Source organism: Prosthecobacter fusiformis (genome assembly GCF_004364345.1).
GTDB lineage: Bacteria > Verrucomicrobiota > Verrucomicrobiia > Verrucomicrobiales > Verrucomicrobiaceae > Prosthecobacter > Prosthecobacter fusiformis.
In genome coordinates, this window is the sequence record NZ_SOCA01000002.1 from 93,762 (window position 1) to 119,727 (window position 25,966).

The following is a 25,966-nucleotide window of genomic DNA, read 5'->3' on the forward strand; positions in this document are numbered from 1 at the left end:
CGCATCCAACCCCATTTCTGTTGTGAATAATCCGCCTCCTTTCCCCATGGACCCCAATCTGGCTTTGCCTGGCCAGGGGACGTCCAATAACATGAACCGGATTCATGAGACTTCGGCCAAGTTTCAGCGCTATAAGATCCTGCTTTCCCGCCGCTGGTGGTTTTTGCTGCTGACCGCCAGCATCGGTGTCTGCATCGCCGCGCTGAACATCATGAATCAGCCGGTAAACTATACCTCCCTGGCTAAGCTTGTGGCAGGTGGTCGTATGGTCGCGCAGGGAGACCTGAACTGGCAGGAAACGATGCAGGACTTTTATGGGACCATCATTGAGACCCTGGAAAGTGCAGACCTGAAGAAACGTGCTCTCACCCGAATTCAGGCTCTGCATCCCGAGATGAAGGATTCTGAGGTGGAGATTCGCGTCAGCCAGACTCGAGGATCGGCCATCTTCAATGTTTTCGCCATTGGACCGGAGCAAAAGTACACCCAAATTTTCCTGGAATCCTTGTTGGAAGAGTTTGTGAACTTCCGCCAGCAGATCCGTGAACAGGGGCTGGAACGTGCTCTGAATACGTTCACGGAAACCGTGGTCATCAAGAGCAAAGAACTCGAAGAACGCGGGGCCAAGCTGGAGGCCTTTCGCAAGGCCAATAACATTGTCACCCTGACGAACGGCAACAACGAGGCCGCAGCTTTTCTCATCAATCTCAAAATCAAAAAGAAGTCTCTTGAGACTGAACTCAATGACATCTCCCTGGCCCTTCAGGATGTGGATCAGGCGATGATTAATCGTGAGCGTGGCATGACCACCGGCACCCAACAAGGAGGTGCCGGCTCAAATCCAACGGCCGTAGATAAATCTGCGCCTTCTGTTGAAACCGCTCAAAACAGCTTGGGACTGACCTCGGTGGAGCGTGATTATCTCGAAACCCGCAAGGGAATCCTCCGGCTTGAAAACGAGCGTCTTAAGCTGCTGAAATCCTTCAAGGGGCAGCATCCAAGTGTGGTTCAGGTGGACGAGCAGATCGAATCTGAAAAAGCTCTCCTCGCCAATTTCCAGGAGGAGATCATCAAGGAGCTTCGCGGCCAGCAGGCAGATTTAGAGCGCCGTATCCGTGGCCTCGATCAACAACTCATTGCTCAGGAAAAAGAAGCCATCGAGCTGGGATCTAAGCTGGCTCAGCATGAACGTCTCGAGGAAGAGTTCAGGGCAACGAAGCTGGCTTACGACCGCATGTTTGAGCGCGTCCAGGAGTTTCAGCAGTTGCAGAATGTGCAGACTGACTTTGTGGCCATCCAGGAACATGCCTCATTGGCCCTCAAAGCAGAGCCAAAATGGGTGCCCCCGCTCTCCATCGGATTCATCCTGGGACTGGGCCTCGGTATCCTGATTCTGCTCATCTTTGACCATTTGGATGACCGCATGAATTCCTTCAGCGAGTTTCAGTCCTTGTTCCCCAACGAGGCGGTGCTTGGCCAGGTGCCAGACCAGCGCCAGCGCGGCGATGTGCAGCTACTGCAACCGAATGACGAACGGCATCTGTATGCGGAGGCCTTCCGCAATATCCGTTCCTCCATCCTCTTCAAAAACTGGCAGGGTAAGCCACCCAAGACCATCTTGGTCACCAGTGCTGTCCCCAATGAAGGCAAGACGACGGTTACCTCCAATCTGGCTGTCACGCTGGCTCTGGGCGGGGCGCGTGTACTCCTGGCGGATTGTGACTTGCGCCGTGGTGGTGTCAGCGAGCTTTTCAAGCTGCCTTCCAGTCCTGGTCTGACGGAGGTTCTTCGTGGTAGCCTTCACTGGCGTGATGCGGTGCAGGAGACAAGTACACGTAACCTCCACCTTTTGGCCCGTGGTGAAGTCTTTGACCAGACCTCGGAAATGCTTCTCTCCAAGAAGGCTGAAGAGGTATTGAAGGAAATGGGAGCTGAGTATGATTACGTCGTCTTCGACAGTGCTCCGGTATTGGTCGCCGATGATACGGGCAGCTTTGCTCCGAAACTGGATACCGTTCTATTCGTCGTCCGTATGTCCTCCACCATTGCCCGCCTCAGCAGTAAGGCATTGGATTCACTTTATGAGCGCCAGGTCAATGTGGGTGGCGTCATTCTCAATCGCGCCTCCACCAGCCTCAAAGAGTACACGTATTACAATTACGCCAGCTACTACTACACACCCGTGGCCAGCAAAAAGAGCCCGGTGCCCGTTCCTCCCAAGAGTCTTTCTTGATCGAAGGTAAGCAGGGGGCAGGGGATGGCGATAGCTATCGCAGCCCGCAGCTCCCCTATGCGAATAGGGCCGTAGCTCCACATCTATACCCAAGGGTGGATGAATCTGGTGAAATGAATGCCGCGTGAGGCAGGCGGAACCGAAGTACTCCAGAGCTTTAGCTCGCCAAAACCCCGCTTTTAATTCGGCTCGATTTTCGTCGGCATGGTATAGCGAAATCACAGAATTGATTTCCGAAACTTGAGTCCGCGCTCGTAAGCTGGCCCCGCTTCAACATGCAAGGCTGGATGTGTTTCTCGCATCACCGCATCGTCCACGCCTCTCGCCCCTTCGCAACCTATCCGGCTGTTTCCTGAACGTGCGGAGTCCAATGCACCACCCTCCCCCCTTACATCGCAGGAGGTGGAGTGGGGGCTACTGAGGCTTTGCTTTTGAAGAGTCCAATGATGAGGGTGAATGGCAAAAGCACGATCTTCAGAACCAGTCCGACAGTCATCGCGACGATCTTCATGGGCACACGTAGGGCTTTGAAGAGGGGCCGCAGGGCGACCTGGACGCTCGGGACTTTGGCATAGAGGAGAGAGATGCCAAGGATGAGGAGGATGCCGATGAACTTGCGACCTGTGCCGACATGGACGGGACCCGGGAAGACCTGGAAACCACTGCTTGGATCGCTCAGGAGCTCGAAGACGAGGATGCCACCGACATAGCCGATGAGGATAAAGGCGGTGTCTGCGAGGATGGGGAATTTTTCCAGCAGCTTGATGCAGGCACCGGCGACGAAACGGAGGGCCAAAATGCCGATGAAGACGCCTGTGCACACGACCCAGAGCTTGGGGCTCATGGCGACAGCTGCGACGACGTTGTCCACACTGAGGCTGAGGTCCATGATCTCGATGCCGATGACAGTGGGCCAGAAGCCGCGCTGATTGGGACTGTCTGGGGTACCGTCGTTGTTTTCATCTCCGGCACCGGTGAAGTGCTCACTCATGAGATAGAGGAGATAGGCGGCACCGCAGATTTTCAGCCAGGGGTTGGCGATGATCCAGAAGGCGAAGGCCATGCAGAGACCGCGGAAGAAATAGGCACCGATGATGCCAAACTTGAGGGCAAGATACTTTTGCTTTTCTGGAAGATGGTTAGCCATGGCGGCGATCGCCAGGGCATTGTCCACGCTAAGCAGGCCCTCAATGATGATGAGGGAGATGATGATGGGGATAGCATCAATGATTTCTGCGGAGGTAGGCAGGGCAAATGCGAGCAGGGTGTCGAGCATGGGGAAAACGGTAAACGCTTAACTACATGGAGCGGGACGGATGCCAATGGGTTTTTTGGGAGTGGATTTTTTTCCTTAGGCCTGGGAAGGGAAGGGCGGAGGTGTAAGCAACGTGTGCTCGCCAAATGCCGATTTTCATTCATGATCAGGAGATGCGAACAATCGTCTTTTTCCTGCTCATGGTCTGTTCCCTGCAATGGAGCTGGGCGCAGGATCCAGGGCCGCCTCCTGAGGATGGGGCTGTGCCCACGGATCCGAACGTGGTGCTGCAGTTGCAGATCTTTTTAGACCGTCATCTATTCGGCCCTGGCAAGCTGGATGGGGCGGCAGGGGAGTTCACTTATAAGGCGGTGGTGAACTATAACTTCGCCATGGGCTATCGTGATCTTTATGACTGGACACCTGCCCTGCGTGCGGCGGCGGAGGAGGTGCCAGTGATCTTTGCGGCCTTCAATATTCGCGGGGACCTGGATACATTTGTGAACCCCGCGCTGCCGGAAAAACCGGAGGAGCAGGTGCATCATTCATACATGGCGTATCGCAGTTATGCGGAGCTGGTGGCTGAGCGGTTCCACACGGACGAGGGTTTTCTGGCCAAGTGCAATCCTGAACTGGACGTCACGCGGTTGAGGCCTGGGGATGTGGTGGTGGTGCCCAATGTACGCTCCTTCCGCATTGAGGAGGTGAAGTCCATGCAGAGCTTTGGCAAGGATGTGAAGCTGAGCGCGAATACGATCGTGGTGGATACCACGGAGCGGATGGCAGCGGTGTATTCGCCGGATGAGCGTTTGCTAGCGGCTTTTCCCATCACCCCCGGGAAGCCGGAATTCATCCCTGTGGGCACCTGGAGTATGAAGACGATGATGACGACGCCGAGCTTCCGTTATGACAAACAATTCCTGGAGGGCGGCGTGCGTGGCAAGGAGGCGTATCAACTGCCACCGGGACCGAATAGCCCAGTGGGCATCATCTGGTGCGGATTGAGCAAATCCGGCATCGGCCTGCATGGCACGGCACTGCCGAGGACGATCGGGCGGAGCCAGAGCGCGGGCTGTGTGCGGCTGGCCAACTGGGATGCCATCCGGCTGCCGACGCTGGTGAGGCCGGACTCACGGGTGATTGTGAGGTGAACGGAAAGTATTCCCGAGCTTCAGATCGGCAAGCGGCTGTCAGCTCATGCGATGCGGAACTGTTGTCCTACCTTCTTTCGGGAGTACTTTACGGACGCTTTTGGGCAAAGAGCCAGGTCCAGAATTCTTCGTTGTCGTAGGTCTGGGTCCAGGAATCGTGGCCCACGCCAGGGTAAAGGGTGAGCTTGGCTGAGCTGCCGATTTTTTGCAGGGCCCCATGCATCTTGATGGAGAAGTCCACAGTGACGGCACGGTCGTTGTCACCATGGAAGATCCAGCAAGGAAGGTCTTTGATACGCTCAGCCATGACATGGCCGACACCTGCCCCGCCGCAGATGGGCGCGATGGCAGCATAAGTATCCGGATAGGCCAGTGCGGTATCCCATGTGCCAAATCCTCCCATGCTAATGCCGGTAAGGTAGATCCGGGAGGTGTCCACCCGATGGGTGCGGACCATCTCGTCCGTGAGGGCTTTGACGCCGTGCTCGTTCCAGATATTTTTCAGCGGCACCTGGGGACAGACCACGATGGCTTCGAACTTTTTGCCAGCCGCGATGAGCTTGGGCGGGCCGTGCTTTTTGAGGAGTTCCAGGTCGTCTCCCCGTTCACCGGCACCATGGAGAAAGACCAGGAGCGGCCATTTTTTAGCGGTATCGGCCTCATATCCTTCGGGGAGCGTGAGGAGGTATTTGTAACCGACTTTCAAGGTCACTTCGCCTTCGAAGGACTGTGGGGTCTGTTCGGCAGCGGGGAGGAGAGTGGTCATGGCGAGCGCCAGGAAGAGAGAGAAGAGGGGGCGGGGCATAGTCGTTAAACGCGCATCTGAGGGAGCTCTAGCCAAGTGTTTTTGAGGAGAAAGAAGATGAAAAATCCCGCATCCGGGGCCATGCTTGCTCAATCAGAAGCAAGGTATGAAAATGAACGAGGTTCAGGCGGCCAAGACTCATCTCTCTCGTCTTGTTGAAGACGCAGTGGCCGGAGAGGAAATTGTTTTGGGAAAAGCAGGCAAGCCCATGGTTCGTCTTGTTCCTGATGTGGTGCCCCAGGGAAATCGTGTGGGAGGGCAGTTTCGAGGCCAAATTTGGGAAGCTGAGGACTGCTGGGCGCATTCGGAAGATCTGCGGAGGGATTCAGTTTCAGGGCCGCATCGCGAAGGGAAAGCTAAGGATGCCGCAGGGAATGCTGGCGATCCTGAAAGTAGATGGCATTGAGCCTTTGGACATTACCTGCGCCCATGCTGAAGCCTCCCTGACCCTGGCTCCCATTCATGCGGCTCCCTTTGACCGGCTGCTTGTGGCTCAGGCCATGATTGAGAACATGATCCTGGTAACACGGGATGATGTGATCCCTGGTTATCCAATCCAGGTGATGAGGGCGTGATGGGTGCTTGATGAATGGGGTCATTCGGCACAGTAGTCTTCGAGATGGGAGAGAATATACTCGCCCATCAAGTGGTAGGGCGTCACAGGTTGTTGGTAGAAGGCGTCGTCGATTGGTTCCAACTCGGGCAATCTCTCGGTCTTGTTAGGCGGGGCATTGTAGTACAGGTCTCGTGCCTTGGTGTATAACTGCAAGAACTGAGTGGCTCCAATAAAGCGTAAATCGGATTCCGTCTCAGCATCAAACTCACCTCGATTGTTCCAAAAAAACTGGTCGTGGCCCCCATTTTCCACCTCGGCTTGCAGCCAGCAAACGGTATAAACAGCCCGCCAATGTTGCGGTAGCTTGTGAAGATTTTTGGCCTCTTCCTCCCCACTTGTATTTTTAGAACCCGTGGTATCCAGAACTTTGAAATATAAGTAATCTGCAACTTCGGCTGGAGATTTCTTGAAAAGTTCTTGCCTTGTGACGTTTGGCAAGTTGGTGGAAGAGCCTGATGAGTTGATGGGAGATTCAGCGAAACTAGAGGTCGTATTGGGTGTCTTGGGGTTGCAAGCGCCTATCGCAACAAGACAAAATGCCATAAAAGGGTGTGTGAGGTGCATATGATTCAGTCGTGCTGACCTCAATTCAAAGAACGTCGATTTACCTCCCGACCGAAGCCAGGCTGTGCACCTCTGCGCTGACTCTCAGCTCCTCCATCGCCGCCAATATCAGGTCGCGGTCCATTTCATGGACTTCGATTTTTTGACCGATTTTGGGGACGAGGGTGACGGTGAGTTCGCCGCCGAGGTGCTCGCGGAATTCTTCGAGGCCTTCGAGGATGGTGGCGTCGCCCGATTTGCCTTCAGCGAGGAGATCGGGGTGATAAGTCTCGAAGCCGATGCGCTCGATGAGTTCAATCACGCGGCGGGCGGTGGCGGCATCGAGGATGCCTTTTTTGACGGAATAGACGAGGTCCACGGCGATGCCGATGGCGACTGCTTCACCATGGCTGACGGCAAAGTGGGTGATCTGCTCCAGCTTATGGGCGGCCCAATGGCCGAAGTCCAGGGGGCGGGCGCTGCCGAGTTCGAAGGGGTCTCCGCCTGTGGCGATGTGCTCCACATGGAGCTCGGCGCTGCGCTGGACGACGCGCTCCAGGGCAGGCTGCTCCAGGCGTGAGAGGGCATCGGCCATGCGCTCCATTTCCTCAAAGAAAGCGCGGTCGCGAATGAGGGCGACCTTGATGGCTTCGATGATGCCGTTGCGGCGCTCGCGCTGGGGCAGGGACTCGAGAAAAGCGAAGTCATTGACGACGGCAAAAGGGACGGAGAAGCTGCCGACCCAGTTCTTTTTCTCGAAAAAATTGACGCCGTTTTTCACACCGACTCCGCCATCGCCCTGGCTGAGAGTGGTGGTGGGAAAGCGTATGTGGCGGATGCCGCGATGGGCGGTGGAGGCAGCGAAGCAGACGAGGTCCAGGGTAGCACCACCGCCGATGACGAAGACGTAGCTGTGGCGGTCCAGCCCGGCGTCGTTGATGGCCTGCCAGCAGTGTTGAACGAGGGAGAAGTCGTTTTTACAAGACTCACCACCCGGGAGGATGACGGGATCTCCGGCCAGGTCCAGTACCTCGGCATGGGCGCGGGCATAGGTGCGCAGGCTGTCCATGAGCTGTGGATTGGCGGAGGCCACATGGTCATCCACAAAGACCAGGACGCGGGGCACCTTGTTGGGGTGATCCAGGAGGAGCAGGTCGCGGATGGTCGTGTTTGCAGGGGCAAACACATCGCGGGTGAAAAGGATGCGATGGGCGTATTCGAGCCTGATTTTCTTCTCCAGCATGGGCAGTTGGGTCACAGAGAGCTTACGCCAGAGGCGTGCAAAGGGAAAGACTAGAACGCGGTTTCACACGCTTTCATGCAGCCAGGAATGCGGGAAATGCAGCCTCAGGTGGCGGCGATCCAGCGCTGCCATAGGCGGAGAAGCGGGGCCGTTAAGACAAAGCCGCAGGCCAGGGACAGAGAAACCTGCATGACGGCCAGGGCATCCACCACGGCAATGCCTGCCAGGAGGATGCCGACGGCGCGGCCGATGGCGGGACCACCCCGGCGCATGAGGCGGGTGGCATGGAAGACCATGGCGATGAAGATGAGGATGAAGGGCAGGGGAGCCAGCGGGGTGAAGTCTGCCAGGAGGGGGATCAATCTCCAGTTAGCCCGGCTGAGCCAGAAATACAGGGCGACCAGGGCAGGTGCATAAAGGAGACCTTTGGCAAACAAGGCACGCAGGGGTATGGTGACGGCTCCTCTGGCCTCCATGCGGGCGACCATGGTGAGTCCGACGATGTAAGAGCCGAGGGTGAGGCCCATGATCCATACCCCTGGAGGCATGTGGGCAAGCATGGCCAGTGTCTGCGGGTAACCCGGGCAGGCCAAAACAGTCCTCTGAGCATCCAAGAGCAACGGAATCACGGCTGAGCCGGCCATGCAAAAAAGCAGTACCCGGCAGGCTCCCATGACCCATACTGCGCCCGGCCAGGGCTTGTGGTAGAGGTCATAAAACAGGATGGCCAGCATGAGCGCGCCGATAATCGGCACACTGGCGGATGTGAAAAGAAAACCGATGAGGCCCCCGCTAAGCATCATGCCAAGGCCCACCGTCCAAGCGGCGGCGAGGCTGACTTTGCCACTGGGGATGGGGCGTTCCTTACGTTGCTCACGATCATGTTGAACATCGGCGGCATCGTTCAGGATCATGCCGCCGGTATAGAGGAGTGACCCGGCGAGGAGGAGCCAGCCAAGCTGCGCATTCACTGGCAGCCACGCCCCACCCGCTAGCAGCCAGGCGGCGGTGACGTTGGTCCAGACGGTGGGCAGGTTGGAGATGCGGGCGAGTTCGAGCCAGGGACGGAGCATGAGGACTTTTGGAGTTCTTTTAGCAGGAGAAAATGGGTAGTGCTCGCGAAGGTACTGCCGATGCGGGCTGGCGGGGTCACATCTGGTATTCAAAGATCCGGCAGAAGGCGGCCTGGAAACGGCGGCCTAACGAAAGGTTCAGATCGGCACGCTCAAGGCGTTTGCTGCGCTGCTTGTCCCGCTCCACCATGTCCAGCTGGCGGGCGCTGAAGGCGGCATCGAGCACGTTGAGGTTGTTCTCGTCATTGATGAAAAAGGAGCGCTGATCCAGGTTGGTGGATCCGGCGATGCTGAGGTGGCCGTCCACGATCACAAGCTTGCCATGGGTCATGGTGGGCTGGAATTCATAGAGCTCTGCGCCTGCGGCGACAAGCTGGCGCAGGTAGCGGGTATTCACGGAGCGTGAGGCGGGGAAATCAATGTGCTTTCCGGGGATGATGATCTGGACCTTCACGCCACGTTTGAGGGCGTCCTTCAGTGCATCCCGCAGGGGGGCATTGGGGATGAAGTAGGCATGAGCGATGACGATGGATTTCTGCGCGGCGCGGAAGGCGAGAAGGTAAGTGCTGCCCAGGGTATCCCCGAGTTTTTCGGGTGAACCCAGGGCCATCTGGGCTTTCAAGTTTCCTGCTTTGGCCAGGGGAGGATAGTAGTCCGGGCCAGTGAGCCTGTGACCGGTAAGCTCTTCCCAGTTGTCATTGAAGTTATCTTGAAGTTGAGCGACCACGGGGCCGCGCAGCTCATACTGGGTATCTCGCCAGCGGTGCACGTTTTCCGCATGGCCATCCCAGCAGTAGGCCCAGCCAGCACCGCCCATAAAGCCCACCTTTCCATCGGCGACGAGAGCTCTGCGGTGGGTGCGATGGATGAACTTCCACGGCACCAGCAGATTCATGGGGCGGTACAGGTGAAGCTGCACCCCGGCATCCCGCATGACTTTGAGATTGGCCTCTCCATACTTGGAACAGCCGAAGGCATCCAGGAGCACATGCACTCGGACACCAGCCCGGGCGCGCTCGGCAAACATCTGGCTGAAGCGCTGGGTGGGCTCACTGTCCACACAGACGTAGGACTCGAAGGTGAGGGTCTTTTTCGCCTCGCGCATGGCTTTGAGCATCGCGGGAAAATAGTTACCCCCATTTTCCAAAGTCAGGATCGCATTACCCTCGGTCCACGGGGTTTTGGCGATGTGGGACAGCTCCTGGGCAAAGGCCGGTGTCTGCACCGGGGGAGGGGATTTAGAGACGCGCTGAAAGCCGGTGGCGACGCAGGAACTGAGCAGCGGCAGGCAGAGAAAGGCAATGAGAAACAGTCGGGTCACAATCAGCAGCACTATGCACGGCGCTAAGCTATGGACAACGTTGAGGGTGACTTCCCGCGCGTAGCTGAGCGAAATTTGGTCTTAATCGCTCTAATTTTGCGCTGACGCGACAAATTCTCAAAAAGAAATTGACTGTAATGCTTCTGAGACTTAATCGCACAATGCAATCTCTATTGCGACTGAAACTCATTCCGTTTCCACCCACGAGACGATTGACTCCCATACATGAAACTCAACACATCCTCGATCCGATCCCTGCCTCAGGGACTCGCCTGGACGTCCACTCTGGGCTTCCTCGGCAGCTTGGCCGCCCAAACAGTCGCACCTGCGCCTATCACACCTAAACCTACTGCAACAGCTGAAGATAGCGACGAACTTCCTGAAGTGGTCGTCACGGCTGAGACGGAAAAGGTCTATAAACCAGAGCGCCTACAGTCCCCTAAATATACAGAGCCATTGCGTGATGTTGCTCAGACCATCACCGTGATCCCGAAAACGGTGATCGAAGACCGCGGCGCATTCAGCTTGCGCGATGTGTTGCGCAATACCCCAGGCATTTCCATGCAGGCTGGTGAAGGTGGTGGTGGCCTGCCCGGTGACAACCTGACCATCCGTGGCTTTAGCTCCCGAAGCGACTTTTATCTAGACGGTGTTCGCGACATCGGCTCTTACAATCGTGACCCTTTCAACACCGAGCAGGTGGAAGTGACCAAGGGTCCAGCTTCCACTAACGCCGGACGCGGATCCACTGGAGGATCCATTAACCTTGCCACCAAGATGGCCAATCTGGAACAGGGCGGCGCGATATCCCAGTCCTTTGGCACGGATAACCTCTACCGCAGCACACTGGACTACAATCAGACAATTTCTGAGCATTCCGCCCTGCGTATCAATGCCCTGTACCATTCTGCCGATACCCCAGGACGTGACATCACCAATCAGGAGCGTTACGGCATAGCTGCCTCCTTGGCCTTCGGTCTGGGCACCGACACTCGTGTGTTCCTGAACTATCAGCACCTGACGGAAAACAACATCCCGGACTACGGTATTCCTTGGGTGCCTAACAACGGCACGTTTAGCGGCAGCGGTGCCAGTCTGGCTGGACATGAGGACGGACCGCCGCCCGTCAGCTTTGACAGCTTTTACGGACGTGAAAACACCGACTTCGAAGACGTGCAAAGCGATGTCATTACCGCCATCATCGAACACGACTTTTCAGACAATCTGAAACTGCGCAATGTGCTGCGTTATGGCCGCACCCACCGCAACTCCGTCATTACCGCGCCACGCTTCTTTGACACCGTTCCAACCGCACAAATCCCTGATCCCCTCAATCCAGGGGGATTCATCGATGATCCAACTACCGTAGGCAACCAATACACCAGCCGCATCAACCGCCAGATGCAGGCCCGTGAGCAGACCCAGGAAATCATTTCCAACCAGACAAACCTGAACGCCAACTTTGAAACAGGCCTTCTTAAACACGCCCTGGTGGCGGGGATGGAGATCTCGATGGAACGCCAGGTCAATGCCAACGCTGCCCGTGCTGATGCCGGATCGCGTGGAGATGTTCTGGATCCGAACTTTAACGATGACGCCTACACCGGTCGCCCACTATTGCCGACGCCTGCGGAATCCCACTTGGACACCGTCGCCTTCTATCTCTTTGATACGATTAACATCACCCGTTTTGTGGAACTGAACGGCGGCCTGCGCTTTGATCACATTGAGGCAGATGTCCGTGGTGTGGGTGCAACCCCTGACCAGTTCCGCCGGGATGACATGCTGAGCTGGAAGGTTGGCATCGTGCTGAAGCCGGTGGAATACGGCAGCATCTACTTTGGCTATGGCACGTCCTTCAACCCCTCCATTGACACCAATACCGGTCTCGGCCTGAGCACCGCACAAGTGAGCCTGGAGCCTGAGGAAAACCGCAACATGGAACTGGGCACGAAGTGGGACTTCCTGGACGAGCGGCTCTCGTTCACCGCCGCGCTCTTCCGCTCAGAAAAGACCAATGCCCGCACCACTGACGTCGGCGGCGCAACTGTCCTCGCCGGAAATCAGTTGGTAGATGGTGTGGAATTCGGAGTCGCGGGTTCCATCACCAAGGATTGGCAGATTTTTGCTGGTTATGCCTACATGCAGAGTGAAATCGAAGAGTCGGGCAACGCTGCAGAGTTGGGCCAGTCTCTTGGCAACACGCCAGACCATTCCTTCAACATTTGGACCACCTACAATCTGCCCTTCCGCGTACAGGTCGGCTTTGGTGCCCAATATGTGGGTGATCGCCAGAATGGTAACACCAACACGGCCCGCACCGCTCCAGGCTACTGGACATGCGATGCCATGCTGAACTATCAGGTCAATGACAAGTTCAATGTCCGTCTGAATGTTTATAACATCGCGGACGAACGTTACATCGACCGTGTCGGTGGCGGTCACTTCATCCCAGGTGCAGGCCGTTCGGCCGCCCTTACGGCCAGCTATAAATTCTAAGCCTTCTCTGCCGTGCAACCGGCCGGGGGCGATGACACGTGAAGACTGTGTGCATCGCTCCCGGCCTCTTCTCTTTTCATTACCTATGCTCCTCACCATTCCAGATGTCCTCACGCCAGGCCAGGTCGCCCATGCAAGGCAATTGCTGGATGCCACAGACTGGATAGATGGCAAGGCCACGACTGGCTACCAATCCGCCAAGGCCAAGGACAACATGCAGCTTCCTGAAAACAGTCCCGTGGCGAGGGAATTGGGAGACATGATTTTGGCCGCCCTTTCACAAAACCCGCTCTTTGTTGCCGCTGCCTTGCCTCTGCGCATCCTGCCGCCCATGTTCAATCGCTATGCCGGAGGGCAATCCTTCGGCACACATGTGGACAATGCCATCCGCCAATTTCCCAATGCGCCTATTCGCATCCGCACCGACCTCAGCGCGACACTCTTTTTTTCAGACCCGGAAGAGTATGAGGGCGGCGAGCTCTGCATCGAAGACCTCTATGGCGCGAAGGCCATAAAGCTGCCTCCTGGTCACATGGTGCTTTATCCTTCCACCAGTCTGCATCACGTTACACCAGTTACTCGCGGTGCCCGTGTGAGTTCGTTTTTCTGGCTGCAAAGCATGATCCGCGACAATGGCCAGAGGTCCCTCCTCTTTGATCTTGATCTCTCTATCCAGCGCCTCGGCCAGGAACTGGCCGGTAACGATGTGGCTGAAAAAACCGGCGTTCAGCTCACGGGTGTATATCACAACCTCCTTCGCCAGTGGGCTGAGATGTGATTCTCACAAAAAACAATCCAGCCTAACAACTAGCGCGCTCAAACGCTTTCTCCAAGTTTCCTACGTCAGCTCCCCTCAATGCATCTCACCTTCCATCGTACAATCTTTTGGGTCCACCTCATCAGCGGCCTCATTGCCGGTATTGTCATCATGTCCATGTCCGTCACCGGACTGCTTATTGCCTATGAAACCCAGCTTATGGAATGGGTAAACCGGGACCTGCGCGTGACACCGCCTGCCGCCAATGCGGTGCATCTGGATGTGGAAACCCTGCTGGCCAAAGTGCGTGAAACCAAGCCGGGTTTCAATCCCAGCGGCATCACTTGGAAAGGGGATCCGGAAGCACCGATGACGCTCAGCCTCGGCCGTGAAGGCGCTTTTTTCATCAATCCTTATACGGGGGAAGTGCTCGGGGAAGGGAACCACACCTGGCATGACTTTTTTCATGCGGCCACAGACTGGCATCGTTTCCTCTCTGGCACCGGGCTGTCGCGGGATGTGGGCAAGATGCTCACGGGTGCGGGCACTCTGGTTTTTGGCATCCTTTTGGTTAGCGGCATCTATCTCTGGTGGCCAAAGCACTGGCGCTGGAGCAACTTGCGTGCGGTCACTCTCTTCAACCGTAAGTTGAAAGGCCGCGCTCGTGATTGGAACTGGCACAACGTCATTGGTTTCTGGAGCGCATTTCCCATGCTCTTCATCATCCTCACCGGGCTCATCATGTCTTACTCTTGGGCCAACAACCTGCTTTACAGAGCTACAGGTAATGAACCGCCGCCACCACGCACCCGCACGATGGGAACCTTCGGCGGAGCCCCTCAAGGTGGCATGGCCCAAAGCGGTTCTCGGCCCGAAGGCGGACCCCGTGGTGAAGGTGGCGAGCGTCGCTCCGAAGGTGGAACTCGCGGCGAAGGTGGCGAACGTCGCTCCGAAGGTGCACCACGCCGTGAAGGTGAGCGCCCGGCCGGTGCGCCAGGAATGGGCATGCGTGGTGAGCGGCCCGCCGGTCCACCCCCATCATTGACAGGTCTAGCTCCTTTGCTAGCCCAGGCCCGGGCGCAAGTCGCCGACTGGACAAGCATGAGCCTGCGCATGCCGCTGAAACCTGGAGATCCCTTTCCGCTCATGGTGGATCGGGGTGGTCGCGGCCAGGTGCATTTGCGCACCATGTTTAATCTGGATGTGGCCCAACAAAAAGTGATCGAAAGCCCCGACAATCTGAGCAATCAAAATCTGGGACGTCGCCTGCGCATGTATTCCCGCTATCTGCATACGGGTGAGCTCTTCGGCTTCTGGGGGCAGACTGTGGCTGCTCTTTGCACCCTCGCTGGGGCCATGCTCGTCTGGACCGGATTTGCCCTTGCCTGGCGCAGGTTCTTCAAGCGTAAGAACAAGACTTCAGCCGCTTGATGCACATATAAAACACTGAGTCGGCATGCCCCGTGAGATCTTGTCGAATAGAGCCTCGGTTTTCTCCATTCTGTGGGAGGAACTGAGGCTAGGGTGGCGCTAAACGTATTATGAGCTGGATTCTGGAGCGATGGAGTCCATATCCTAAGCCTTTATGCGTCTCCGTATTCTCAGTGATTTGCATCGTGAGTTCGGCCCAACATCCATCCCAGCGATGGATGCAGATGTTGTTATCCTAGCCGGAGACATTGGGACAAAGCAGAATGCCTTGCCTTGGATTCATGAAGTCACAGGCAACACGCCAACCGTTTATGTATGCGGTAACCATGAATTCTATGGAGACAAGCTACCCCGCGTCACCGAACGGCTGAAGGAGCAAACGGCGGGCTCTCACATTCATGTTTTAGAAAACGAGGCCTTTGAGGTGGATGGATGGCACATTTATGGATGCACCTTGTGGACGGATCTGGCCCTGCATGGAGAATGGAGCGAGGGAGCCAACGAGGCTGGTGATCGAATGAACGATTACAAACGCATTCGAACCTCAAGCCAAGGCTACCGCAAGCTGTTGCCTCGGGACACTCGTGCCATTCATCTGGAATCCGTCCAACGTCTTAGCGAATTCCTTTCCACTCACGATCCGCAACGCACTATCATTGTCACGCACCACGCGCCTTCTGCCCGGTCTCTCCCAGAAAGTCGTCGAGCTGAGTTGATCAGTAGTGCTTATGCTTCACATTTGGATGGTTTCATCGAAAACCATCAACCCTACCTCTGGATTCATGGGCATATTCATCACAGCCAAGATTACTGCATTGGCACCACCCGAGTCATTGCTAATCCCCAAGGGTATCCAAATTATCCGAATATTGATTTCCTCCCACGGTTGGTCGTGGAGATCTGAGTTGTTCCCATTAAACAGGCGTCTGGCTCCCAGCCAGTTTCCAGGGCGGTGCCTGCGGCAAAGGAGGGCTGGCTAGGGGACGGGTGAGTGAGCGGAAAATTTTAGGCTGGAGGTCTTCGGGGGCACCTAGAGGAAGGCTGAGAGTGAAGGTGGTGCCTTTGCCAAGTTGGCTGTGGCATTCCACGCTGCCGTTCATGCCTTGGGCCATGCGATGCACGATCCAAAGGCCGAGGCCGTTGGAGCTTTCGCCCCCGGTGGGTCGTGGGGTGAGTTTGGAAAATTTCTTGAATAGGTTGGCTTGATCCGCCTCGCTCAGTCCAGGGCCTTCATCACAAATTTGAATAGCGACTGAATCCTTGGAGGTAGTGCAGACGCAGCGCACCACGGTGCCTTGGGGAGAATACTTGATGGCATTGGAGATCAGGTTGTCCAGGATCTGGTCCATGGCATTTTCATCCGCCATGACACAGGTGCGGGCCGTGTCCCCTTCCAGCAGCAGGCGGATGTTTTTGTTCTGCGCCCGGAGCTGATAGGTGGCGATCATTTTTGTCAAAACCGGCTCCACTGGACAGCCGACGATTTTCATCTTGATGGAGCCTTCCTCGATGCGCTGGACATCGAGAAGATTGGAAATGATTTCCAGCATGCGCTTGCATTGCTTTTGGATGACCGTGGACGTCTCGGCAATTTTCTCCGGGGTGGGGTTGGTATAATACCCCAGCAGTTCCGCATAACCACTGATGCCGCAAAGAGGGTTCTTCAGGTCATGCGCGGCGATGTTGAGAAACTCGTCCTTCTCATGGTGCAACTTCAGCAGCCTTTGATTGGCGGTGGAAAGCTGGTCCAGAGCCAGCTGCATTTGTTGGAAAGCACGTTTGCGGGTTAGCTCGAAGATGCATCCCAGCAGGGTCATGAAACAGATCAGCCCGCAATAGCCTGCGAAGCTGATGTACGGCTCCCAGCTCATGTCATAGGTATGGACGACCTCGATGCCAAAGACTCCCAGGAGGCCGAAAGCCCCTGCTGCCAGGAAGCATAGGCCTGACCAAATGAGAGCATCCTTGATCTCGAGTAGCAAGAGCACACAGAGCGGGATGGATGCGAGCCAGGCAATGGCATGCCCGTAAAGCCCACCCTCAATGGCGCAGAGTCCTGTAAAGCCACAAAAGAGGATGAGAGCAAAAAGGTGGCCCGTGAGGCGGAGGTTCCTCCCACGCCGGAGAATCACCGGAATCATCGCAAAGCACATGCTGCAGATGATGATAATGGCGGCTCCCCACAGATGATCCGCCAGCATGTAAAAAGAGGCGTAAGCGAGGCCAAAAAGAGCTCCCATCCAGCCAAAACGGAGCTGTAGGCGGCTGCGGCGCAGGATTTCTGGATCCTGGCTCAACTCCGTCGGGAGGTAAGTATCCCATAACTTTAACCCCCTGGACGGGATCATCGGGGTAGTGAGACTGGGGGGGACAATCATCATGGGTGGACGTTTTGTCAGAATGCAATCTTGGTGGTCAGTCCAATCCAGTGAGACTGCAATTTTACACGGCTGTCTTTGTATTCCGGCCCCTGGATGGAGCGGGCACTGGAATGCTGCACCGCAGGAAGGTCATACTGGTAGGCGAGGTCGATCTGGTAACGACCGCGAGTATAACCAAGACCGAGAGCAAGCGTATGCTCGGAAATGGCGGCCGTCGTGGGCAGCAATGTATCCGTGGAGACCGGGTTGCTGCCATAGGCATACCCCATACGCAGGGACAGGGATTCGGTGAGTTCGTATTCGAAACCAAGACGGAAGACAAAGCTGTCTTTCCAGTTGAGATCAATGTCGTCATCAAGCGATTTGGAACCTGTGGTGGCATTCACGGCCGGATTGGATCCATTGGCCAGCCGCACCTCCAGCACATCGTAGGCATTGCTCCAATCCACCCATTCCGCCTGACCGCCGACACGCAATTTTTTGAGGGCCTGCCAGGTCATCCCCACGGCGGCTTTCTGCGGCAGGTGGGTGGCCACTTTGGCATCGTATTTGAATTCTCCAGGTACACCCACCAGGCCCGCATCCACTAGCTGGCGGGTCACATCTCCTCGCGCCGTGCCCTCGGTATTGAACTGGGTGGCGGTGCGGTAGCTGAAAGCCATGGCGAAGTCCTTGGTGGGTTTCCAGTGCAGAGCCAGATCACCATTCGCCCCAAAGCCTTCCGTTTCCAGATCCAGCAGTGTTTTAAAGCCTTTAAGCGCGGGCTGCGTCTGGAACGTGTAGGGGGTGGTCAGTTCGTTACGGTTGTAAACAAGGCCGACACTCGCCCCGAGGGCTAATTGATCCGTCAGCCGCCAGCCCAAGCCCAGGGCAGCGCGCATATTGATGATGGAGGAGCGGTGATGCTGCTGGCCATAGCTGGTGGTGCCGGTGGCTCCGCCAGCAGGATCACGAAAGTACCAGTCCGCTAGGCGGGTGGAATCCGTAATCAGGCTCATGCTCATAGCCAGTCTGTCTGCCAAAGGCTGGCGATAGACGATTTCCGGCAGAAGACCCCATGTATCCGTAAGTTTCCCACCCTCATTTTGAGCGTTGTCATATCTGCCACTTGCCCACGCTCCCGCGATGCCCAGAGAGACGTCGGACTTTTCCAGGAAACCGAGTGCGGCAGGGTTCTGCGCTGCCGAAGTCACCGCATCCAGGTCATCCGCCAAGGTAGCTCCCGCCATGCCCATGCTGCGTGCGCCTATGCCATTTCGGTCAATGCCGCTAGCCTGCACTTCGGGCGCAAAAAAGCCCAAAATCCCGATAAAGGATCCAAGTAGCCACAAGGAGCTTTGAACTCTCTCAAGACTAAAGGAACGCCGGGGGAGCGAAAAACGACACATATGGAAAATATGGTTCGTGTTAATAATTAAACCATCTTCTTTTTGTGAATTTTCGCCTTAACGGCTTCATTTTCAGCGAAATTAATGGAATTTCAGGTATAAACAACGTCTGTTAATACGAAAAAGAATTATTTCAATTCGGCGGTTTATCCTTTCGGCCATAAGCGGAAGTTAGCCGTGTATAGGTCAAGAATGGTTATCTCTTTTGGAGGTATGAGGAATGGGTAAAGGTTTGGTTGAGAAAAAGCCTGATCGAGAAGCCAGGTTTTGGCAGATATGCCGCTGATTCTATTCTGATTTTGAGTCAAGCGGTGATAAGATGGCCTAACCAATGAAATATGATAAATTGAAGCTCAGCTTGATGCGGCAGGTGATGCTTTGTCAGTTGGTTTTGCTTTGCTTCTTTGGGTCGCTATAGATATGCCGAGAGTCATCTCATGAAACGTCTTGTTATAATCTCCATCAGCTCTCTCATCGCGGGCGGATTCCTGCTATGGGGCTTTTACATCTGGAAAACACGCAGCACACCGCACATTGCAGTCACAGGAGGGCGTCCACTATCCATCCTTTTGCCCGCGAATGGCACTCACTTCATGCAAAACGATACTCGTTGGGCGAAGGAGAAAATAGGTGGCTCGGAGGAGACGATCCGAAGTGTGGGATGTGCGATGTGCAGCGTGGCCAGTGCCGCCCAGTACCTCGGAGAAACAACAGATCCCGCCACATTCAATCGCCAACTGATTGCTGCTGGAGGATATACTGAGCAGGGCTGGCTGGTATGGTCAGCTGTCTCGAAGATTTTTGAAAAGCGCATCGAGGTTACCGTGCTTAGCCACCCCCTCCCATTCGGCGATGGATCGGGCCTTAGAGCGTGGAGAATATCCAGTCATCAAATTCATCCTCCCGGCAGGCATTCCCCATTGGGTGGTGGTGGTGGGTAAGGATGGATATGAATACCTCGTCCAGGATCCCCTCGTCGCATCAGCTAAGCCGGTCCCACTGTCCATCCGCGCCTCCGGCATTTATTCGGTAAGGGTAGTGAGGCGGAATGCTTGAGCAGTTTCCGGACCGCAGTTCAAGAAGCAAGCCAAGCGGGTGCCTATTCCTGGCTATGAAGGAGATTCTAACGAAATTTGCGCAATGGACTTGCCTAAGTGAAGAGACTGCCCACTGTCGTGATCTGTCCTGAGCAACTATGAGTGCTACCACAATCGCGTTCCTGAATTTCAAAGGCGGTGTCGGCAAGACAGCCACGACAGTGAATCTAGCGGCTGCGCTGGCGCATTATCACCAGCAAAGGGTGCTGATTGTGGATCTGGATCCTCAGTGTAATGCCAGCTTCTGGCTGATGCCACCGGCGGACTGGAAAGCGCATGTGGATGGCGGCAGGCATTCGAGCTTCCAGATTTTTCAGGATGAAATCATGGGGACGCACCGCTTTGATTTCGACAAGGCGGTGGTCAGGGCTGTGCCGCGCAAGGGCGGTATTTCGATGATCTCCCGTCTGGACATCCTGCCTGCGGCGGTGCAGTTGATCACTATTGAAGACCGCATCCACCAGAACAAGTATGCGCGTTTTTTTGAGTTTCTGTACAAGGCTCTAAAACCGCATTACAAGGATTACGACTACATTTTCTTCGATTGCCCACCGAACGTGTACTCCATTTCAAAAAATGCACTCTATGCTGCTGAGAACTGCGTAGTGCCTTACGTGCCGGACTTTCTCTCACTCTCGGGTTTCCAGCTTCTGGCCGAGCAGATCGAGCAGTTCAATGACCGGATCAGCGGTTTTAAAGGACTGCGCAGAAGAGCTTCGATCGTTGGCTTGCTGGCCAGTCATTACAAAGCCAGCAAAACCCATGACCAGGGGCTGAATGAACTGGAGGTGACGCTGGGCCGCCTGAAATCTGAGGGGTTGACGCATCATGAGGCGAAGTTGTTGCTTCCACCCATCCGCCATCTGGCGGATGTGTCTGAATCCACCAATGAGCATCTGCCCGTGATTCTCCACAAGCCTAACGGGTTGGGTGCGGAGGACTATAGCAAGCTCGCCAAATCCTTTCACCAGCATTTCCAATCTCTCTGAATCCATGAACGACCTTGCCCAACGTCTGCGTGCTCTGGCTGGCAGCCTTGAGAAACACGCCCCAAATCTGGACAGCGCGGCCTTTGTCAAAAAGGCGGTGACGTTCAGCAAAGCCCTGACCGGCTTTGAAAGCGCCACAGCGGAAGCACTCAGCGGGTTGGCTCCAGGGCTGCATGAACTGGAGAAACTTCTGGCGAGTCCAGATAAAAAAGCGCTGAAGGAGCCTGTGATGAAAAAGCTGTTTCAAGAGGTGCTGCAGACAAAGCCTCCGGCGGATGCCAAACTGCCTGCGCAGCACAAGCTGTTTTTGAAACTGGTCAAAGAGAATGGGGCGGGTGAACTGGCTTTGGCGGCTGTCCGTAGTGCCGTGAGCAAAGCTCAGCTACCGGTCGAGCCGCCACCGAAGGATAAGGAATCCCTACAGGCGGAGCTTCTACGCTTGGGTCGGCTGGATGAGGGGGGCTTTGCGGACGAATTGGATGTGCGCTACAAAAAACTGACGGACCTGAAGAGTCTGGCCAAGGCGAATGCGCTGCCTGTGCCCAAAGCGGTGGAGAAAGCCTGGTTAGTACGAGAGCTGCGACGTATCTCCCTCCGTGTGGCCAGTCACCAATTGACCTGAGAAATGGCACGCACCGCTCTGGAGATCCTGCGATACACCCGCACTGAGGCGTGGGTGGAGGATCTTCTTTTTGCGCATCCAGAACTCTTGTCCCCAAATCTGCCACCGCCACGGCGGCAAGTGTCGTTTGCTGGCAGCAGGGTGGACTTGCTGTTTGAGGATGAGGAACAGACAGTGCTGGTAGAGATCAAACGCGGCGTCATCGACCTAGCTGCATTGGCGCAGATGAAGCGATACCGGGTGCTTTTGAAACAGCCAGGCCGCCTTTTTACTGGCTATCTGGTGGGGGCTTCGATTTCGGACGAAGCGGCTGAATCTCTGAAAAAATCGGGAGGGCGGCTGAAGTTTCGGCAGATAGGCAGGGATATTCCAAGGGAGATTAACCTGTGCCAGAAATGCCGCCGGGCGAGGCATCAGGCGATCTCGGCCTGCCCATTTTGCGGGGAGAAACAGATTTTGCGCTGATCTTTTCCTGAAAGGTCACGCCCGGCCCCATCGTTTCGGCGGGCGTAACTGTAAATACCCCCTGTTTATGAACCCCACTTCCACCTCCTTTGGTCGCCGCCAGTTCGTCGCAGGCGCGGCGCAGTCCTTTCTTGGCGTGACGGCGCTCAGCCAGCTAGGTACGAAAGCCTTTGCTGCCGGGGAAAACACAAGCCCGTTGAAGCAGGTGCCGACGGCTCGCAATGTGATCTATTTGTACATGACTGGGGGCATGAGTCACCTGGATACATGGGATCCAAAGCCGGAGAGCGATGTGATGGGATTGACAAAAACCATCAAAACCAAGGTGGACGGCATCCGCCTGAGTGAAAACATCCCCCTGCTGGCGCGTCATGCGGACAAGCTGGCCATCCTTCGCGGCATGAATTCCACCCAGGGTGCGCATGAGCAGGGAAACTACTACATGCACACCAGCTACACGCAGCGGAGCAGCATCCGCCATCCCTCCATGGGCGCGTGGTTGCAGAAATTTCAGGACCGGGGTAACCCAACATTGCCGGGCAGTGTGATGATCGGTAATGACAGCCGCCATCCGGGAGCAGGCTTTTTTGAATCCCGCTTCTCCCCGCTGATGATCAATGATCCCGCCAGCGGCATCAATAACGTGCGTCCGCTGGATTGGTTCACGGAGGATCGCTTCGCCAGCCGTCTGAGCCTGGCCAAAAAGCTAGACCAGAAATTCGCCTCCACTTACGACGTCAAGAACGTGCGCGCCTATAGCGACATGTACGATGATGCGGTGAAGATGATGAAGAGCGAGGAACTGAAGGCCTTTGACCTGGATGCCGAGCCGGATGCTCTGCGTGAAAAGTATGGGCGTGACAGCTTCGGCCAGGGCTGCCTGCTGGCCCGCCGCCTGGTGGAGCATGGGGTGCGGCATGTGGAGGTGAGCTTTGGCAACTGGGATACCCACAATGCCAACTTTACCCGTGTGCCGGAACTCTGCGATGAACTGGACTCCGCCATGAGCGCCCTGATTGGCGATCTGGAAGCCCGTGGCATGCTGAATGAAACGCTCGTGGTGCTAGCCACCGAATTCGGCCGCACGCCCGAGATCAATGCCAATGATGGACGCGACCATCACCCTGCCGGATTTAGCTGTGTGATGGCCGGTGGTGGTATCCGTGGTGGCCAGATTTATGGGGCCACGGACGAGAACGGGGATAAGGTGGTGGAAGGTTCCACGACCATTCCAGATTTGAATGCAACCATTGGTTATGCCCTTGGCCTGCCTTTGGATCAGGTGCTGTATTCTCCGACAAAGCGCCCCTTCACCATTGCGGACAAGGGCAAGCCGCTGACTCAGCTCTTTGGCTGATTTGCTATAAAAAAGCCCTGGCCGCAATGCGCGGGCTAGGGCTTTTTTGTGGATACACTTATTGGGACTTGGCCAGCTTGTTATACTTTTCCACAAGCGCGTTGTATTCCCTCACCTGGGTATTCAGTTTGGTGATGGCACTGTCGCGTTCGCTAGCCAGTTGTTTGATGGTGTCATTCGCTTTCTCGATGGCAGTATTCTGGGCGCTGACTTCGCTGTTGCGGTCCTTAAGGGCATCCGTGCCTTTGCCAGCGAGCTGTTTATAGGCTGCCAACTCAGCCTTAGCCGTCCGGGCATCATTCATCCAGATGCCGATGCTGTATCCGCGTGAAGTCTGGTCCACGGTGAGGAGCTGTACCTGCTCCGTGGCATCGAGCAGGGCGGATTCAGTCTCGGCACGCAGGGTGGTGATGCGTGCTATTTCCTGTTCGAGGCGCAGGCCCTTTTCTTCGGCTTGGATGCGCAGTTCATTTTCTGCGATGAGCTGGGCCGTGAGCTCTTCAATGCGTTCATTGAGGACAAATTCGCGCTTCCATTGAACGATGCAGATGCCGCAAAGGCCGAGGACGATGAGGCTTAGCAGAAAGAATAGAAAGGCCTTCATTGAGCGGGAGCGGGGGCAGGGGAGCTAGCCGGTGCGGGTGCGCTGGCGGAAGGTTTGACATTGATGGCCACTTTATTGAAACCCATGCGGCGGACCGTATCCAAAGCGCGGACCATTTGGGACCAGACGGTGCCTGAATCACCACTGATATAAACAGGCGTATTGGGATCTTTTTTGAATCGCTCCGAAAGCCTGTTTTCCAGGTCTGGAAGGGAGATGGGATTCTTGTCCAGGAAGAGGTCACCAGCCTGGTTGACGCCCAGGTTGATCATGTCCGGCTTGAAGTCCGACTGGGCAGATGAAGCCACCGGAAGGTTCACCTTGATGTTCTGCTGCTTGGTCATCGTCAGACTGACCATCATGAAGGAGGCCAGGAGGAAGAACATCACATCAATGAGAGGGATGATCTCCAGCCGGGTTTTTTTATGGGCGATGGGGGAGTGAATTTTCACAGGAATGGTTAGGCTGTTGCCCGGGATCAATGCTTCTTGTGGACCTGGTCAAAGCCGTGCTGAGCCGCCAGGATAAGCACGTTGTTGGCTGCGGCCTCGAGATCAAACTGGAGCTTGGCCAGCCTGCTGTGGAAGTAATTCATCGGCACCAGGGTGGCGATGGCAATACCCAGACCGGCGGCTGTCGCGATGAGCGCTTCACCAATGCCCCCGGTCACTTTTTCCACGGCCAGCTCTGAGTCACCAATGGAGGAGAAGGAACCCATGATGCCGGTGACGGTGCCCAGAAGGCCCAGGAGAGGTCCGAGAGTGACGACGGTGTCCATGGCTCCGAGGAATCTTCCTGCGGCCTGCAGCTCATGGCCGGCTGCCACTTCCAGCGCGCCCTGCATGGAGCTATGCTGGTGCTTGAGGCCATGATGAATCATGCGCACCACCGGATCCGTGGTTGTTTCTGAAAGGGAGATGGCCTTGGCCTGATCTCCGCCCTCCAAAGCTGCATAGACCTGATCTAGCTGTTTGGCTGAGCGGCGGGCGCTGAAACGCAGCCACCAAAAGATACGCTCCACCAGGACGCAAATGGCAAAACCTCCCACAACAAGAATGGGATACATGATGGGACCACCATCGTGAATGAATTTGATGACAACGTTGGCGAGGGGGAGCTGGAGCATTGAGTGGAGGTTAAGGGGGAATGGGAGGCAGTTTCCTGGGGTTCAGGAAGCTGATAAGGCACTTGCCGGGTGGAGCATTGGCTACCTGAGCTGGAATCTGACGGGCAATCTGAGGTTGCCCATTCTGCCAGGAAGATACCAATTGCGGCAGATATAAGATGAAAGCTGGCTCTGCTCTGAAGCGGTGAATCCGCCGTTGCTGCAATTGCTGGAAACAACGGCCGCGTACTCGACTTTCCCAGCGGGGCTGACCCGAAGGCTAAAGGTCACTGTTCCCGTGACACCTCGTGAGCGCGCTCCAGAGGGGAATGGTGGCGTGGGCAGTCTGCCTTTACCTGCTCCGGCACCGGCTCTTCCTGTGCCACCACCGCCGCCGCCGCTGCCTGCCGTACCGCCAGCGGTTGTCATGGTGCTGGTGGCGGGGCGGCTGGCAGGTTTTGCCACCGCAGGGCGCGGCTGGGTTTTCGGTTTAGGCTTGGCAGGATCCACCGGCTTTTGCACCGTTTCGATCTTGGGGGCAGCAGGCACGGTGAAAAGATCTTCCGTCACCAGCGGTTCCATCATCTCCGGTAGTTCCAGTGTCTCGATCTGCACTTCGACGGGTTCCGGTATTTCAAGGGTCTCCTCCACCACCTCCTCGGTGGGATTCTCTTGGGACTCTTCCACCTCAGCCAGCAATTCAGCCATGGAGACATCGGTGGAATCATTATCCACCGCACCCAGTCCGGCTCTCCCGGCAAAGGTAATGGGCTCGAAGTTCTGAAACCGCAGCATTCCCACAATGCCGATGAGCAAAAAGGTGCCTGCGATGCCTGTCAGCCAAGCGACACCGCACAGGCTATCGTCAGGGCAGCGAAAGCGCCAGACAGTCGCCTGCTTAGGCGTGGCCACAGCTTCAGCCTTTTTGGAAAGGCTGAGTGCAGGGGATCCTAAAAGTGCCAGTTGCGACATGGTGGAGAGTGAATTGAGATACGTTTTCGATAATGACGATTGATCAGAGATCGTCAAGC

At 56.0% G+C, this 25,966-nt stretch carries 24 protein-coding genes; 12 read left to right on the plus strand and 12 right to left on the minus strand.

Features of this window, described 5'->3' with window-relative positions:
• Positions 1–46: 46 nt before the first annotated feature.
• Entirely contained in the window at positions 47–2,233 is a 2,187-nt protein-coding gene (locus EI77_RS06385) for a polysaccharide biosynthesis tyrosine autokinase (RefSeq protein ID WP_133793958.1), read from the plus strand.
• Between the two features lie 388 nt (positions 2,234–2,621).
• On the opposite strand, the gene EI77_RS06390 is transcribed toward EI77_RS06385, so the two are convergent.
• On the minus strand, positions 2,622–3,509 hold the full coding sequence (locus tag EI77_RS06390) for a TerC family protein (protein ID WP_133793959.1): 888 nt from the start codon (positions 3,507–3,509) through the stop codon (positions 2,622–2,624).
• A gap of 152 nt (positions 3,510–3,661) precedes the next feature.
• On the opposite strand from EI77_RS06390, the gene EI77_RS06395 reads away from it, so the two are divergent.
• Positions 3,662–4,639, plus strand: a complete 978-nt coding sequence (locus EI77_RS06395; RefSeq protein ID WP_166647079.1) for a L,D-transpeptidase — start codon at positions 3,662–3,664, stop codon at positions 4,637–4,639.
• Positions 4,640–4,727: 88 nt separating this feature from the next.
• On the opposite strand, the gene EI77_RS06400 is transcribed toward EI77_RS06395, so the two are convergent.
• Positions 4,728–5,444, minus strand: a complete 717-nt coding sequence (locus EI77_RS06400) for a carboxylesterase family protein (RefSeq protein ID WP_133793961.1) — start codon at positions 5,442–5,444, stop codon at positions 4,728–4,730.
• A gap of 374 nt (positions 5,445–5,818) precedes the next feature.
• On the opposite strand from EI77_RS06400, the gene EI77_RS06410 reads away from it, so the two are divergent.
• A complete protein-coding gene (locus EI77_RS06410) occupies positions 5,819–6,019 on the plus strand; it encodes a PIN domain-containing protein (protein ID WP_133793963.1) in 201 nt (66 codons plus the stop codon).
• A gap of 20 nt (positions 6,020–6,039) precedes the next feature.
• Here EI77_RS06410 and EI77_RS06415 read toward each other — a convergent pair whose 3' ends face one another.
• From EI77_RS06415 to EI77_RS06430, 4 genes are all read right to left on the minus strand, one after another.
• The gene (locus tag EI77_RS06415) at positions 6,040–6,603 is read right to left on the minus strand and encodes a DMP19 family protein (RefSeq protein WP_166647080.1); all 564 of its coding nucleotides are present in this window, start codon (positions 6,601–6,603) and stop codon (positions 6,040–6,042) included.
• 61 nt (positions 6,604–6,664) lie between these two features.
• Positions 6,665–7,861 (minus strand): 3-dehydroquinate synthase, encoded by a 1,197-nt coding sequence (locus tag EI77_RS06420; protein ID WP_243838700.1) that lies wholly within the window; start codon positions 7,859–7,861, stop codon positions 6,665–6,667.
• Positions 7,862–7,950: 89 nt separating this feature from the next.
• Positions 7,951–8,919, minus strand: a complete 969-nt coding sequence (locus EI77_RS06425; protein ID WP_133793965.1) for a UbiA family prenyltransferase — start codon at positions 8,917–8,919, stop codon at positions 7,951–7,953.
• 76 nt (positions 8,920–8,995) lie between these two features.
• Positions 8,996–10,240 (minus strand): phospholipase D-like domain-containing protein, encoded by a 1,245-nt coding sequence (locus EI77_RS06430; protein WP_133793966.1) that lies wholly within the window; start codon positions 10,238–10,240, stop codon positions 8,996–8,998.
• A gap of 225 nt (positions 10,241–10,465) precedes the next feature.
• On the opposite strand from EI77_RS06430, the gene EI77_RS06435 reads away from it, so the two are divergent.
• The 4 genes from EI77_RS06435 to EI77_RS06450 all read left to right on the plus strand — a co-directional run bounded on the left by EI77_RS06435 (position 10,466) and on the right by EI77_RS06450 (position 15,831).
• Positions 10,466–12,739: a TonB-dependent receptor gene (locus EI77_RS06435; RefSeq protein ID WP_133793967.1), complete on the plus strand. Its 2,274-nt coding sequence runs from the start codon at positions 10,466–10,468 to the stop codon at positions 12,737–12,739.
• A gap of 85 nt (positions 12,740–12,824) precedes the next feature.
• Complete coding sequence (locus EI77_RS06440) at positions 12,825–13,517, plus strand: Fe2+-dependent dioxygenase (RefSeq protein WP_133793968.1); 693 nt, start codon at positions 12,825–12,827, stop codon at positions 13,515–13,517.
• Positions 13,518–13,595: 78 nt separating this feature from the next.
• Complete coding sequence (locus EI77_RS06445) at positions 13,596–14,927, plus strand: PepSY-associated TM helix domain-containing protein (RefSeq protein ID WP_133793969.1); 1,332 nt, start codon at positions 13,596–13,598, stop codon at positions 14,925–14,927.
• 154 nt (positions 14,928–15,081) lie between these two features.
• On the plus strand, positions 15,082–15,831 hold the full coding sequence (locus tag EI77_RS06450) for a metallophosphoesterase family protein (RefSeq protein ID WP_133793970.1): 750 nt from the start codon (positions 15,082–15,084) through the stop codon (positions 15,829–15,831).
• A 10-nt stretch (positions 15,832–15,841) separates the two neighbouring features.
• Here EI77_RS06450 and EI77_RS06455 read toward each other — a convergent pair whose 3' ends face one another.
• Together EI77_RS06455 and EI77_RS06460 are read right to left on the minus strand one after the other, a co-directional pair.
• Positions 15,842–17,308, minus strand: coding sequence for a sensor histidine kinase (locus tag EI77_RS06455; protein ID WP_133793971.1), 1,467 nt, complete (start codon positions 17,306–17,308; stop codon positions 15,842–15,844).
• 14 nt (positions 17,309–17,322) lie between these two features.
• Entirely contained in the window at positions 17,323–18,609 is a 1,287-nt protein-coding gene (locus EI77_RS06460; protein ID WP_166647081.1) for an OmpP1/FadL family transporter, read from the minus strand.
• Positions 18,610–19,133: 524 nt separating this feature from the next.
• On the opposite strand from EI77_RS06460, the gene EI77_RS06465 reads away from it, so the two are divergent.
• The 5 genes from EI77_RS06465 to EI77_RS06485 all read left to right on the plus strand — a co-directional run bounded on the left by EI77_RS06465 (position 19,134) and on the right by EI77_RS06485 (position 23,226).
• Positions 19,134–19,637 (plus strand): hypothetical protein, encoded by a 504-nt coding sequence (locus EI77_RS06465; RefSeq protein ID WP_133793973.1) that lies wholly within the window; start codon positions 19,134–19,136, stop codon positions 19,635–19,637.
• 254 nt (positions 19,638–19,891) lie between these two features.
• Entirely contained in the window at positions 19,892–20,782 is an 891-nt protein-coding gene (locus EI77_RS06470) for a ParA family protein (RefSeq protein WP_133793974.1), read from the plus strand.
• A 4-nt stretch (positions 20,783–20,786) separates the two neighbouring features.
• On the plus strand, positions 20,787–21,404 hold the full coding sequence (locus EI77_RS06475; RefSeq protein ID WP_133793975.1) for a hypothetical protein: 618 nt from the start codon (positions 20,787–20,789) through the stop codon (positions 21,402–21,404).
• A gap of 3 nt (positions 21,405–21,407) precedes the next feature.
• Positions 21,408–21,869, plus strand: coding sequence for an endonuclease NucS domain-containing protein (locus tag EI77_RS06480; protein WP_133793976.1), 462 nt, complete (start codon positions 21,408–21,410; stop codon positions 21,867–21,869).
• A gap of 67 nt (positions 21,870–21,936) precedes the next feature.
• Entirely contained in the window at positions 21,937–23,226 is a 1,290-nt protein-coding gene (locus EI77_RS06485; RefSeq protein ID WP_133793977.1) for a DUF1501 domain-containing protein, read from the plus strand.
• 58 nt (positions 23,227–23,284) lie between these two features.
• Here the strand turns inward: EI77_RS06485 and EI77_RS06490 are convergent, their stop codons facing one another.
• From EI77_RS06490 to EI77_RS06505, 4 genes are all read right to left on the minus strand, one after another.
• Positions 23,285–23,830 (minus strand): hypothetical protein, encoded by a 546-nt coding sequence (locus EI77_RS06490; RefSeq protein WP_133793978.1) that lies wholly within the window; start codon positions 23,828–23,830, stop codon positions 23,285–23,287.
• Positions 23,827–24,282: an ExbD/TolR family protein gene (locus EI77_RS06495; protein ID WP_133793979.1), complete on the minus strand. Its 456-nt coding sequence runs from the start codon at positions 24,280–24,282 to the stop codon at positions 23,827–23,829. Before EI77_RS06495 ends, EI77_RS06490 begins: the two co-directional genes overlap by 4 nt.
• Positions 24,283–24,308: 26 nt before the next feature.
• A complete protein-coding gene (locus EI77_RS06500; RefSeq protein WP_133793980.1) occupies positions 24,309–24,956 on the minus strand; it encodes a MotA/TolQ/ExbB proton channel family protein in 648 nt (215 codons plus the stop codon).
• 81 nt (positions 24,957–25,037) lie between these two features.
• A complete protein-coding gene (locus EI77_RS06505; protein WP_133793981.1) occupies positions 25,038–25,907 on the minus strand; it encodes an energy transducer TonB in 870 nt (289 codons plus the stop codon).
• Positions 25,908–25,966 lie beyond the last annotated feature (59 nt).